The sequence below is a fragment of the Arthrobacter sp. NPDC055138 genome (assembly GCF_053607305.1).
Genome location: NZ_JBSGTH010000003.1, coordinates 498224 through 510677 on the forward strand (window position 1 = coordinate 498224; position 12454 = coordinate 510677).

12 protein-coding genes are annotated in these 12454 nt (G+C 66.6%); 5 read left to right on the plus strand and 7 right to left on the minus strand.

Annotated elements, in window-relative coordinates:
• Window positions 1-58 precede the first annotated feature (58 nt).
• Both greA and ACWF5H_RS10480 read right to left on the minus strand, forming a co-directional pair.
• Entirely contained in the window at window positions 59-550 is a 492-nt protein-coding gene (gene greA / locus ACWF5H_RS10475) for a transcription elongation factor GreA (RefSeq protein WP_364646915.1), read from the minus strand.
• 305 nt (window positions 551-855) lie between these two features.
• Window positions 856-1302, minus strand: coding sequence for a DUF4307 domain-containing protein (locus ACWF5H_RS10480; protein WP_452036674.1), 447 nt, complete (start codon window positions 1300-1302; stop codon window positions 856-858).
• Between the two features lie 50 nt (window positions 1303-1352).
• On the opposite strand from ACWF5H_RS10480, the gene mca reads away from it, so the two are divergent.
• The 3 genes from mca (at window position 1353) to ACWF5H_RS10495 (ending at window position 4859) form a co-directional block, all read left to right on the plus strand.
• The gene (gene mca / locus ACWF5H_RS10485) at window positions 1353-2267 is read left to right on the plus strand and encodes a mycothiol conjugate amidase Mca (protein WP_364646921.1); all 915 of its coding nucleotides are present in this window, start codon (window positions 1353-1355) and stop codon (window positions 2265-2267) included.
• A gap of 61 nt (window positions 2268-2328) precedes the next feature.
• Window positions 2329-2688: a hypothetical protein gene (locus ACWF5H_RS10490; RefSeq protein WP_452036676.1), complete on the plus strand. Its 360-nt coding sequence runs from the start codon at window positions 2329-2331 to the stop codon at window positions 2686-2688.
• A gap of 2 nt (window positions 2689-2690) precedes the next feature.
• Window positions 2691-4859 (plus strand): thioredoxin domain-containing protein, encoded by a 2169-nt coding sequence (locus ACWF5H_RS10495; RefSeq protein ID WP_452036678.1) that lies wholly within the window; start codon window positions 2691-2693, stop codon window positions 4857-4859.
• A 35-nt stretch (window positions 4860-4894) separates the two neighbouring features.
• Here ACWF5H_RS10495 and trhA read toward each other — a convergent pair whose 3' ends face one another.
• Window positions 4895-5656, minus strand: a complete 762-nt coding sequence (trhA, locus tag ACWF5H_RS10500; RefSeq protein WP_452036679.1) for a PAQR family membrane homeostasis protein TrhA — start codon at window positions 5654-5656, stop codon at window positions 4895-4897.
• A 123-nt stretch (window positions 5657-5779) separates the two neighbouring features.
• On the opposite strand from trhA, the gene ACWF5H_RS10505 reads away from it, so the two are divergent.
• A complete protein-coding gene (locus tag ACWF5H_RS10505; RefSeq protein WP_364646933.1) occupies window positions 5780-6541 on the plus strand; it encodes an isoprenyl transferase in 762 nt (253 codons plus the stop codon).
• Between the two features lie 269 nt (window positions 6542-6810).
• Window positions 6811-8208, plus strand: coding sequence for a PhoH family protein (locus ACWF5H_RS10510; RefSeq protein WP_452036680.1), 1398 nt, complete (start codon window positions 6811-6813; stop codon window positions 8206-8208).
• 90 nt (window positions 8209-8298) lie between these two features.
• Here the strand turns inward: ACWF5H_RS10510 and ACWF5H_RS10515 are convergent, their stop codons facing one another.
• From ACWF5H_RS10515 to ACWF5H_RS10530, 4 genes are all read right to left on the minus strand, one after another.
• Window positions 8299-9567, minus strand: a complete 1269-nt coding sequence (locus ACWF5H_RS10515; protein ID WP_452036681.1) for a sensor histidine kinase — start codon at window positions 9565-9567, stop codon at window positions 8299-8301.
• 73 nt (window positions 9568-9640) lie between these two features.
• Window positions 9641-10306, minus strand: a complete 666-nt coding sequence (locus tag ACWF5H_RS10520) for a response regulator transcription factor (protein ID WP_364646941.1) — start codon at window positions 10304-10306, stop codon at window positions 9641-9643.
• Between the two features lie 97 nt (window positions 10307-10403).
• Window positions 10404-11351 carry an AfsR/SARP family transcriptional regulator gene (locus tag ACWF5H_RS10525; protein WP_364646944.1) on the minus strand — a complete coding sequence of 316 codons (948 nt, stop codon included), beginning with the start codon at window positions 11349-11351 and terminating at the stop codon, window positions 10404-10406.
• A 294-nt stretch (window positions 11352-11645) separates the two neighbouring features.
• Window positions 11646-12431 (minus strand): hypothetical protein, encoded by a 786-nt coding sequence (locus ACWF5H_RS10530; RefSeq protein ID WP_452036683.1) that lies wholly within the window; start codon window positions 12429-12431, stop codon window positions 11646-11648.
• Window positions 12432-12454 lie beyond the last annotated feature (23 nt).

Genomic DNA, 12454 nt, shown 5'->3' on the forward strand with positions numbered 1-12454 from the left:
GACGCCGAAGGCGGGTTCCCGCAGGAACCCGCCTTCGGCGTCTGTTTTGTGCTCTCGGTTAGCCGGCGTAAGGGGTGGCCGAGATGATGTCCACCGCGATCTCTTTGCCGTTCGGCGCGGTGTAGGTGACGGACTCGCCGGCCCGCTTGCCGTGGATGGCCGCGCCGAGCGGGGACTTTTCGCTGTATACGTCCAAATCGGTTTCACCGGCAACCTCGCGGCTGCCGAGCAGGAAGCGTTCGGTGTCGCCGGCGACCTTTGCCTCGATGACCATGCCCGGCTCCACGATTCCGTCATCTGCCGGCGCCTCGCCCACGTGGGCGTTCCGCAGCAAATCGGTGAGCTGGCGGATCCGGGCCTCGGCCTTGCCCTGTTCTTCCTTGGCCGCGTGGTAGCCGCCGTTCTCCTTGAGATCCCCCTCGGAGCGGGCCTGTTCGATGCGGTCGACGATCTCTGCCCGGCCGGGGCCCGAAAGGTGATCCAGTTCAGCCTTCAGGCGGTCGTAGGCTTCCTGAGTGAGCCAGGCGACAGGTGCGCTGGAAGTGGACACGTAGTTCTCCTTAGTTGCTGCCGGGGCCGCTGGACGCGGACCCGGCACGGTGGCACTTTGCACAAAAGGCCGCCATGCCGGCGGCCACTTGATGCAAAGACCCCGCCATGTTGGTGAATCAGCTTGTTCTGGGATGATCCCAGTTCACCAGTGAGGCGGGGCGGAATGTATTTGCTCAATTGTAGTCAGCCGCCGCCGCTTTTCCCAATAACAAGGTGGTAAAGGGCGTTTTCCCCTCGGTTCCACGGGCAGCCGCACCCCGGGGCAGACGGACTGGAGGGGCGTGGCGAGCGACGGCCGCTGCGTCAGTTGTCGGCGTCGGCGGCCCAGCAGCTGTCCACGCCGCCGGAGACGGCCAGGGATTCAGTCCTGAGCTGGACGCGGTGGGCTGTGGTTCCGGCAGCCGTTGCGTCGGCGGGGCCGATCGTGGCCACCTTCCAGCCGACGACGGCGTAGTTGTCGCTCAGGGCCTGGACGGCGCACTGGACGGTGGCCTCCGGATCCTTGGTGACTTGGAAATCCACCGTCATGTGTCCGGCGTCGGCCACGGCGAAGCCGACGTCCTTGCTCTCCACCTGTGGCCCGTCCTGGCCCAGGGCAAAAAAGCCCGCGACGACGACGGCGACTCCGAGGCCGCCGCCGGCCAGCGCAAGTTTGGTGCGGCGGGACAACGACCGCCGCGGTGTGCCGTAACGGTTGGAAACAGTTAAGCTGGAAGAAGTCTGAGGAGTACGGGGGCCTGCGGTGCTCACGCCCTCAAGTTTATCCTCCCGCCCACGCCAGATTTCCCAGGAGTAGCCACGTGAGCTTTGATGCAGCCCAGCCAGCGCAGAGTGACGGCCTGCGCTTGCTGGCGGTCCACGCCCATCCGGATGACGAATCCAGCAAGGGCGCCGCGTCCATGGCGCGTTACGCCGCCGAGGGCGTCCAGGTGATGGTGGCCACCTGCACCGGCGGTGAACGCGGAGACATCCTCAACGCCGAGGCTGCCGCGGATCCCCAGGCGCACCGGGACCTTGCCGGGATCCGTCGCCGGGAGATGGCACAGGCCGCGGCCGAGCTCGGTATCCAGCAGCGCTGGTTGGGGTTCGCTGATTCCGGTTTGCCGGAGGGGGACCCGCTGCCTCCGCTGCCGTTCGGCAGCTTCGCCACACTGCCGCTGGAGCGGGCCGCAGCCCCTCTAGTCAAACTGGTGCGCGACTTTCGGCCTCATGTTGTGATCAGCTACGACGAGAACGGCGGCTACCCGCACCCGGACCACATCATGGCCCACAAGGTGGCGGTGGAGGCTTACCACGCCGCCGGCGACCCCGAGCGCTACCCGGAGGCGGGCAGCGCCTGGGAGCCGCTGAAGCTCTACTATGACCGTGCCTTCAACCCGGAGCGGTTCCGCGCACTCCACTATGCCTTGGAGGAAGCAGGGCTGCAGTCGCCCTACGCCGCGCGTCTCGCCGCCTGGCTGGAGGCCGACGCCGAGGGCCACCAGCCGCCGATGCCCAACCACCGCACCACCACCCAGATTGATTGCGGCGACTTTTTCCGCCACCGCGACCGGGCGCTGCTCTCGCACAGGACCCAGGTGGAGCCGGCCGGATTCTTCTTTGCCGTCTCGGAGGAGATGCAGCGGACGGTCTGGCCGTGGGAGGACTTCTCGCTGATCCATGCGCGGGTGGAGACCAGCGTGCCCGAAACGGATTTTTTTGCGGGCATAAGATAGTGCCTGCAGCCAACCAGCGCCGGGGCCTCGGGTCCCGGACGCACCCAGAAAGAGACTGAATTTGCCCCTGATCCAGATCCTTGCCGCCGTCGCCGCCGGTGCCGGCGAGCCCACTCTCCGGCCCGGACTCGACGCGGACCAGGTTTCGCCCGGCCCGTGGGGCTTCTTCTTCACCTTTGCTCTGGCTGCCGTGGTGGTTGTCCTGGTCTGGGACATGACCCGGCGCATCCGACGGGTCCGCTACCGCTCGCAACTGGAAGAAAACGTTAACGCCGGCGCCCAGCAAACTGGTCCGGGATCATCCGGTCAGGCAGGCGCCGCGGGAGGCGGGGCGGAACACCCTGCAGAGGGCGAGGCGCCGGCAGCCGGCGGAATGAACGAGCCCGGCGGCGGTTCGGGCCGCCCGGACCGCGGCGACTGACTGTGGCCGGCCGACTGCGCTCCGAGGCCTCGGCCTACCTGCGCCAGCACGCCGGAAACCCCGTTGACTGGTGGCCGTTCGGCGACCAGGCTTTCGAACAGGCACGTCTGCGAGACGTGCCTGTTTTTGTCTCGATAGGCTATGCGGCGTGCCATTGGTGCCACGTGATGGCGGGGGAATCCTTCGAGGACCAGGCCACCGCGGAGTACCTGAACGAGCACTTCATCCCGGTCAAGGTGGACCGGGAAGAACGTCCTGACGTGGACAACGTCTACATGTCCGCCACCCAGCTGATGACCGGACAGGGCGGCTGGCCGATGAGCGTGTTCGCGCTGCCGGACGGCAGGGCCTTTTACGCCGGCACGTACTTCCCGCCGCGGCCGCAGCCGGGCCAGCCGTCGTTCCGTCAGGTGCTGCAAGCCGTGCACGAAGCCTGGGATGGGCGCCGCGAGGCCGTCGAGACCACCGCCGCGTCGGTGGCGCAGGCGCTGGCACAAGCCGGGGAAGCGAACCGCGGGCTGCTGGGCGACCTCTCCATGGGGCCGGGCGGAGGCCCACCGCTGCCGCCCGGCGGTCCTGCGTCGGTGCGGGGGCCGGTACAGGTCCCGACCGGCGCAGCCCGGGGAACGGGGCACCAAGCGGTCCTCGAAGAAGCCGTCGAGGTGCTGTCGGGCCAGGAAGACACAGCCTTTGGCGGTTTTGGCGGCGCGCCCAAATTCCCGCCGTCGGCCGTGCTGCACTTCCTGCTCCGGCATGCCGGAGCGTCCCGGTCCGAATCGGCGCAGCTTGCCGCCGGCCTGTCCGCCCGCACGTTGCTGGCCATGGCCGGGTCGGCGTTGTACGACCAGCTCGAGGGTGGCTTTGCCCGATATGCGGTGGACCGCCGGTGGTCGGTGCCGCACTTCGAAAAAATGCTCTACGACAACGTCCAATTGCTGCGGGTCTACGCCCAATGGGCGGTGCAGTCGCCCGCCGGGGCGGAACGGGATCTGGGATGCGCGGTCGCGGCAGGGACCGCAGGGTGGTTGATGGACCGGCTGCAGCTGCCCCACGGCGGAATCGCGTCCTCGCTGGACGCGGACACCATCGTCGACGGCGTTCACCACGAAGGCGCAACCTACTTGTGGTCGCCCGCGGAGCTGCGCGAGGTGCTCGGAACCGACGACGGCGGCTGGGTGGCGTCGGTGATGAGTGTGGGAGAGCAGGGCAACGTCACCGCCACCCGATCCACGCTGCATCCTGGGCGGCCGTTGGAACCGGACGAACGGCAACGCTGGGAGGCACTGCGTCCCGCGCTGCTAGCAGCCCGGCAGCAGCGGGAGCAGCCGGCACGGGACGAAAAGGTTGTGGCCGGCTGGAATGGGCTGGCGGTGGCAGGACTGGCCGAAGCAGGAGAGCTGTTGGGCCGCCCCGACCTCACCGCTGCCGCCGTGGCCGCTGCCGACTACCTGCTGTCCGTGCATCTCGATGACAGCGGCCGGCTGGCGCGCGTTTCGCACGACGGCGCAGCGCAGCACTTCGAAGGGTTGTTGGAGGACTACGCCGGCTGTGCGGATGGACTGTTTTCACTGTACGCAGCCACCGGGGAAGGCCGCTGGTACCGTGCCGCGGAAGGGCTGGTGCTGCGGGCGGAGACAGTGTTCCTGAGGGAGGGAACGCTCACCGACCAAGCGGTCCCTGCCGCACAGGTTTCCGCTGCCGCCGGTGCCGTCCCCCCGGCCGACCCGTTAGAGAGCGCCACGCCCAGCGGCACCGGTCTGTTCGCCGGGGTGCTGGCAACCTATGCGGCCTACAGCGGGTCCGTACGGCACCGGGAACTGTCGGGCCGATTGCTCGGTTATCTGAACCGGATCGCCGCCCGCGCACCACGGGCCGCCGGGTGGGGCCTGGCCGCTGCGCAGGCACTCGCGGCGGGTCCGGTCGAGCTGGCGGTCACCGGACAATCCGCGGCGGCCGCGGCCCTGATTGCGGCAGCGCGCGCCAGCGGCAGCCCGGGCATCGTCGTCGCCCATACGGCGGAGGCAGAACAGGAAGGGGCAGCCCCGCTGCTGGCGGACAAGCCGGCCCCGGCGGACGGTGCGCTGGCCTATGTCTGCCGCGGGATGGTGTGCCGCCGCCCGGTGGCCACGGCCGCTGCCCTGCTGGCAGAGCTCGGCGCCACAGGACACTAAGGCGGGGAATGCTCCCGAAAGCCGGCGGCGGCGCGTCAGCCAGCGGAGCCAAGCACCGCGATCATGATGGCGATGTAGTGGCACACGAACGCCACCACGGTGAAGGCGTGGAAGAGTTCGTGGAAACCGAACCAGGTGGCCGAGAAGTTCGGCCGCTTGATCCCGTAAATCACCGCGCCGGCGATGTAGAAAGCGCCGCCCGCGCAGATCAGCACCGCGGCAGGGACGCTGGCAGCGAAGAAGTCGGGCAAGTAGAACAACGCCGCGAGTCCCAGCGCGCAGTAGATGGGGACATAGAGCCACCGCGGGGCGTGCGGCCAGAGCACCCGGAAACCGACGCCGGCGATGGCGCCGGCCCAGATCAGCCAGAGCAGCAGCGTGGCCTTCGCCGGTTCCAGCAGCGCCCAGGCCAGCGGCGTGTAGGTGCCGGCGATGACCAGCATGATGTTGGTATGGTCCAGGCGCTTGAGCAGCAGCTTGACCGGCGGGCTCCAGTTGCCGCGGTGGTAGACGGCGCTGACGCCGAAGAGCAACAGCCCGGTCACCGCGTAGACCGCGCACGCCCATTTTCCGGCCGCGGTGGGCGCGAGCGCGACGAGGACGATCCCGGCGGCCAGAGCCAGGGGAGTGGCGCCGGCATGCAGCCAGCCGCGGAACTTCGGTTTGATATTGAGTGCGTCGGCGACCTGCTCCACGGCCCGTTCGACCGGCCCGTCGGTCGCCTCTGCCCGCGCGGTTGAGCCGATGTTATCGCGCCGATATCCTGACGTCCCGGGCACAGCACGGTGTTCACTCATGCGCATATTCTAGCGGCAGCACCTCTCTTGTTACTCGTCGGTAACTCGAGGTGTGTACGGGAGCGGCCGAGCGGGAGGATAGAATTCGAAGTCGTGAACGGGCGATCAGGAAGGCAGGGTGCTGTGTCTCTTCCCGGCGTCCTCTACCGCCTCTATGAGCGTCGCCTGCAGCGTTCACTGGTTCCCGGCCGCATCCCGGGCCACATCGGCGTGGTGGTGGATGGCAACCGGCGTTGGGCCAAACTGGCCGGAGCGCCAACAAGGGAAGGACATCAGGCCGGGGCGGACAAGATCCTGGAGTTCCTCGGCTGGTGCGGCGACCTGGGCATCAAAATGGTCACGCTCTACATGCTGTCCACCGACAACATGGGTCGGTCGGAAGACGAATTGCGAGAGTTGCTCGGCGTGATCGGCAATACCCTCGACCGGTTGGGCGAGGGCAAGAATGTGCGTGTCCACCCCGTCGGTGCGTTGGAGACGCTCCCGGCCGACCTCGCCGCCAAACTCCGCAGCTTGGAGGAACAGACCGCTGCGGTGGAGGGGGTCCATGTCAACGTGGCGGTGGGCTATGGCGGACGCCGGGAGATTGTTGACGCAGTCAAAGGTCTGTTGCGCCACGCCGAGGCCGATGGCAAGAGCCTGGCGGAGGTCGCCGGGACACTGACCGTTGACGACATTTCCCGATACCTTTACACCAGCGGCCAACCGGACCCCGACCTGGTCATCAGGACCTCCGGCGAACAGCGGCTGTCCGGCTTCCTGATGTGGCAGAGCGCCTACAGCGAGTATTACTTTTGCGAGGCGTTGTGGCCGGACTTCCGACGCCTCGACTTCCTGCGGGCGTTGCGTGACTATGCCAGCAGGCAACGCCGCTTCGGCGCCTAAGGCGGGCCGCAAGGAATAGGCGGTGCACCGGCGTCGTTCGGTTCATCCAGAATTCGCCCAAAAGCCTTTGCCCCGGCTATTGTGCTAGCGAATTACATCAGCGTAATTTGGAACCATCAGTCAGCAACCCGCAGATTGATCGGGAGGCCACCAGTTTGATGCGCACAGCGAAAGCTGCATCGGGGGAGGCCGGTTCCGGCCTGGTGGCCTTACCGTCCGCGCCCCGCTTCAGAAAAGTCGGAGCCGTCGTGCTCCGGACGGGAGCCAGCATGACCGCCACTCAGAACCAGCGACTAGCCGACACGACCGGACCCGGGGAGCAGCCCGCAGCTGCCACCGCGTCCGGTCGCGCTGTTTCCGCCGGGGAACCGGAATCAGCCCGTGCGTCGTATGTCCTGGACACCTCCGTGCTGTTGTCCGATCCTCGGGCCCTGCTGCGGTTCGCCGAGCACGAAGTGATCCTGCCGGTGGTGGTGATCACCGAGCTTGAAGGCAAGCGCAATGATCCGGAACTGGGCTACTTTGCCCGCAAGGCACTGCGGTTGCTGGACGACCTGCGGGTTGAGCACGGCGGCCTGAACCACGCCATCCCGCTTGGCGCGGAGGGCGGCACGCTGCGAGTGGAACTGAACCACATTTCGCCCGACGTGCTGCCGGCCGGGTTCCGCGGCGGGGACAATGACAGCCGGATCCTGGCGGTGGCCAAGAACCTGGCCGACGAGGGCCGCAACGTCACGGTAGTCTCCAAGGACTTGCCGATGCGGGTGAAGGCGTCCGCGATGGGGCTCCAAGCTGATGAGTACCGCAATGAGCTGGTCAAGGATTCGGGCTGGACCGGAGTAGCCGAATTGGATGTGGCCGACGACGACGTCAACACGCTGTACGGGCACGAGCCGGTATTCATCCCGGCGGCAGCGGAGATGCCGGCCAACACCGGGTTGGTGCTGCTGTCCAGCCGGGGGTCGGCGCTCGGCCGAGTCGGCGCGGACAAACAGGTACGTCTGGTCAAGGGCGACCGCGACGTGTTCGGCCTGCACGGGCGTTCCGCAGAGCAAAGGCTGGCGATCGACCTGCTGATGGACCCGGAGGTCGGGATTGTCTCCCTGGGTGGCCGGGCCGGAACCGGGAAGTCCGCGCTGGCGCTCTGCGCCGGACTGGAAGCGGTGTTGGAGCGGCGCGAGCACCGGAAGGTCGTGGTCTTCCGGCCGCTTTATGCCGTCGGCGGCCAGGAGCTGGGGTACCTGCCGGGTTCCGAGTCGGACAAGATGAATCCTTGGGCGCAGGCGGTGTTCGACACCCTCGGTGCGCTGGTCTCCACGGAGGTGGTCGAGGAAGTCATGGACCGCGGCATGCTGGAGGTGCTGCCGCTGACGCACATCCGGGGCCGTTCGCTGCATGACTCATTCGTGATCGTGGACGAAGCGCAGTCCTTGGAGAAGAACGTCCTGCTCACGGTGATGAGCCGGATCGGCCAGAACTCCAAGATAGTCCTGACCCACGATGTGGCCCAGCGGGACAACCTCCGGGTGGGCCGGCACGACGGCATTGCGGCCGTTGTGGAAACGCTCAAGGGACACCCGCTCTTTGGCCACGTGACACTGACGCGGTCCGAGCGCTCGCCGATCGCGGCACTGGTGACCGAGCTGTTGGAGGGGGCGGAGATCTAAACGGCCTCTGAGTACCCGAGGAAGCGGGCCGCCGCACGGCGGCCCGCTTCTTTGCAACCCGGCCCAGGGCACCGCCAAACCGTGACGGGGCTAGGCGCCGACGGACGGGAGGGTCACCGCGACCCGGGTTCCTGCACCCGGGGCGGATTCGATCAGCAAGGTGCCGCCGGCATCGTGCACGGTATCGCGCAGGATGCGGAGGCCGAGATGGCCGTCGCGTTGCGCATCGGCCGGACTAAAACCGTCGCCGTCGTCGACAATTTCCAGTAACACCGCGTCGCCCCAGTCCGTCAGCGACACCCGGACCAATTGGGCGCGGGCATGCTTGGCGGCGTTGGTGACGGCCTCCCGTGCCACGCGGTAAAGCAACGCAGGTTGGACGATGGCCGCCGGGGCGGAGGCATCCATCTCCAGTTGCCAATCCGCTCCGCGCTTCCGGACCAGATCGCCCAATCCATCAAGAGCCAGCGGCAGGCCCACAGCCGAGAGATCGGGCGGATACAGTGCCACCGTGATCCGGCGCAGACTGCGGATGCTGCCCTGAACAATGTTCTTCGCCAGTGTCTGGAAGTCGTGGTCTGGCTTTGCCTGCTGCTGTTCACGGGCTTCCAGGCTGTAGGCCAGCGCGGCCAGATCCTGGATCACATCGTCATGCAGGGCGCGGGCCAACCTTTGCCGTTCATGATCCGAGGCGGCGATGGATTGCTGGAGCAACCGCCGGCGGTCTTCGCCGTCGTTTTGCAGGCGGCGAGCCATCCGGATAGCCGGAGCAAGCTGGAGCAATTGCAGCAACGCCAGCGCCACCAGGACGACGGGCAGGATGCCGAGCATCTCGTCCTCCATACGCTTGATCTCGTCCGGCGGGTAGTACAACTCGAAGATGTACTCGCTGCCGCTGCCGCCCGTCGCCTTGACATAGACTTCGACGAATTCACCGAGGTCCGCCTCGAAGATGTTGTCCGGCCGGCCCGGGATGCCCAACATTGAGACGGGAGCTCCGCTCTCCAACTGGGCCTCCAAACGGTCCGGAAAGTCGAACTGCTGGCCGACCAGCGCATCGAGATCCGAATAGAGGATCGTCCCGTCGATATCCCAGATCTTCACCCGGATGACGTGACCGTCGCGGACCAGCGGGTCGACTTCGTCGTCCAGCTCGCTCACGGCAGCGGCATCACCGGCCAGCATGGCATTCGTCACCTTCGGCGCAAATTCATGCTCAACTATTAGCCTGGTCCGCTCGGCAACATGTGTCAGCGCTTGGTCGACCGCTAAGGAACGGGCAACCACGACCACAGGAACCGCCACAATGACCAACGCCGCCAGCCCGGAGAGCGCAAAGCGCCGCAAAGCCGCCTGCATTTCCGAGCCTTTCCTTCCGCTGCCTTCCGTCCGTGCGACGGGGAGGATCCTGCGCCGGATCCGGGTACTCAGGTCAGCGCTCATGGCCGGCACCCAGCAGTTCCAGCCGTTGTGCCGTGGCGACGGCTTCAAGCTGGGAGTGGGCGCCGAGCTTGGCCAGGATCGACTTCACATAGCCCCGGCAGGTGTGCTGGGAGATGCCCAGCGTCCGCGCATTCGTACGAACGTCATGGCCGGCGGCCATCAGGGCCAGCACCTGGCGCTCACGTTCGGTCAGCGCCGGGGAACCCGGCGGTTTGGCGGCGTGTGCGCGGCGCTTCTGGCTGAGAATGGCCGGGTAGACCACCATGCTGCCGCTCTTGGCATGCCGGATGGTCTCCAGCAGGGTGGATAGCGACCCGTCTTTGGGCAGAAATCCACACAGGCCCGATCCCGCGGCGCGGGCGAGCACATCGGGCGACGGGTTGCCGGTCAGCAGAATGATCCGCGTATCCGGGGCATCCGCCAGGATCTGCTCGGCGGCCTCAAGCCCATCGCCGTCGGGCAAGTGGTAGTCCATGATCACCACATCGGGCCTGGACCGCAGGCACAGGGCAACGGCGTCGTTGACGCCGCCGGCATTGCCGACATTGACTAAGTCCGGTTCCCGGCCCAACGCATCAGACAACAGCTCCGCGAACGTGGTGTGGTCATCCACCACGGCAACGCGGAGTACATGCTCAATCCCCAAAGAGCTCATATTTCCCCAACTCAAGACACGAAGGACTTGACCCCACTAAGAGTATGCATGGACTGTGAAAGGTTGTACATACCTTCACAGTCCATGCATCGTGAGCTCAGCTGGCCATGAGCGCCTTGGTCAGGAAAGTTTTGACGATGTCCCCGGCCGCCACGTAATGCGATTCGACCGGAACGGAGGCCATCCGATGGGCCAACTGCTTGCGGGTGGTTGTTGGCGCCAGCCTTTCGTTGAGTACCAGCAGCGCTGCCAGCACCTCGGAGAGGCCGGACTCCGCCGTGGCGTACAGCAGCCGGCCGTACACCTCCTGCAAGGCAGGACCGGGGGAACACCCCAGTTCGTCATTGAACAGACGCCGGCACCGGTCATACGCCTGCAGGCCATCGGCGTGCCGGTCGCATCGTTCCAACCCGATGATGAGGGCTGCCCAAGCGGCTTCATTGAGCGGAGCGGCCGCAACGCAGCGCTGCGCCCAAAGCACCGCTTCATCGGGCCGCCCCAGAGCCAAGGCTGCCTCCGCCGCCATCAGTTGCGCGTGTAAAACCATCTCTGCGTGATCCAGCCGCGCCTCCTCCGCCCAATCCGGAGTGAGCTCATCACCAAGCAACGGCCCGGATGCAAGCGAGAGCGCTTCGGTCAACAGCGGATAAGCAGTGGCCGGAGCGGCGAACTCGGCGGCCCGAAGCAGGCGTTGGAACCGGTACAAATCGACGTCGACCAACTCCCGGTCGATCATGTAGCCGCCGTTGGCGGTGCGCAACGGCCCGGACTTTGCACAGCCAGGTTGTAGATTTCGGCGCAGAATGCTGACGTAGCTTTCCAAGGTGGCCAACGCTTCGCCAGGTGCCCGACCGCTCCACAACATGTCGACCAAGCGGTCTTTGGACATCGGCGAGCCGACATTCAATAGCAGGATCTCCAGTACTTGGCGCGGCTTTGGTCCGCCGAGCTTCTCTGCCGTCAGAACTGTATTTCCGCGCGAGATACGCAAATTTCCGATCATTTGGACCGAAACGGGCATGGCCCGTCCACTCAATTGCTCCACGATTCCCCCTCGTTGGATGCACCCCCCCAATGAGTGCACAACCATAGTGTGCTGGCATGGAGTCGACGCGACAGCCCCGAGTGGGGGAGTGCCACACCCCCAATTTGCGGGGGTCTGTCCAGCACCGGGTTTTCCCAAGGACCCGCGGCGATTCTGTAACCGTGACCCTGAGGCCTGCGGCGCGGCGCACGCAGGCCCTGCGCGGCAGCCGCAGACCGGCCGGGGCTCACACCGCCGGGCCCTGGCCCTCATCCCCCCAAAGCCAGGGCCCGGTCCGGCACTGGGCCAAAGCTGTCAGGCCGGATAGGGCCGGACCGGCCAGGGAATGTGCTCGCGCACATCGGTGAGGTTCATGCTGACCTCCAGGAACAGGTCATCGAGCATGTACTCATCCACACCCAGGATGGTGAGCGAATGCCCGCGTCCTTGCTGCGGCCCTTCCAAGGAGACAGCGGAAACACAAATGCCCGTGCGCCAGTCGATCCGCACCTGGGTACGGCCTTCCAGCAGCGGGTGGCCGGCGTCGTACGGCTGATAGGTCAGGTTGGGCGAGACGATGGCCTCCAGCGTTCGGCGGCCCCCGTGTTCGGTTTCGGTCAGTTCATGGATCTCGACCGGGTTGGCGAAAGGAGCTTCATAGGCCACCGGCGCGCTGCCGGCCAGCTCTACCGGATCCAGCATTGCCGACCAGCGTCCGTTGCCGAAGACCGGTTCTCCGTAAGCGGCCTCGGGGCGGCGGCGGACCAGGTCGATGCCATTGAAGACGGGGGTGACCAGATGTGGCGGCAGCAGCCAGGACTTGCGTGTCGCACTGACATAGAAGCCGTCGCGGGAGTCGTTGATGCCGGTGGTGCTGTACAGCAGCTGGCCGTCGGCCGATTCGACCCGAAGGGCGCCCGGGCGGCGCGTCCAGGCCCGCAGCATCCCGGCTGACGGGTCCCCCTCCGGTGCGCCGGGGTTGACGGCTCGCAGTTCGAACCGCAGCGAGTCCCACTTCCACGGAGAGGACCGGCAAAGGCACCTGAAGATTTCCGCATTGCCGGCGGCGTCGCCGGTTGTCAGCACGCTCCCGCCGTTCATATCCACAGTGTAGCCGCCGGGTC

Bases quoted from the DNA above. Each gene is read 5' to 3' on its own strand.
- trhA (WP_452036679.1), bottom strand. From the start codon at position 5,656: ATGAGTGAACACCGTGCTGTGCCCGGGACGTCAGGATATCGGCGCGAT.
- ACWF5H_RS10510 (WP_452036680.1), top strand. From the start codon at position 6,811: ATGACCGCCACTCAGAACCAGCGACTAGCCGACACGACCGGACCCGGG.
- ACWF5H_RS10515 (WP_452036681.1), bottom strand. From the start codon at position 9,567: ATGCAGGCGGCTTTGCGGCGCTTTGCGCTCTCCGGGCTGGCGGCGTTG.
- ACWF5H_RS10520 (WP_364646941.1), bottom strand. From the start codon at position 10,306: ATGAGCTCTTTGGGGATTGAGCATGTACTCCGCGTTGCCGTGGTGGAT.
- ACWF5H_RS10530 (WP_452036683.1), bottom strand. From the start codon at position 12,431: ATGAACGGCGGGAGCGTGCTGACAACCGGCGACGCCGCCGGCAATGCG.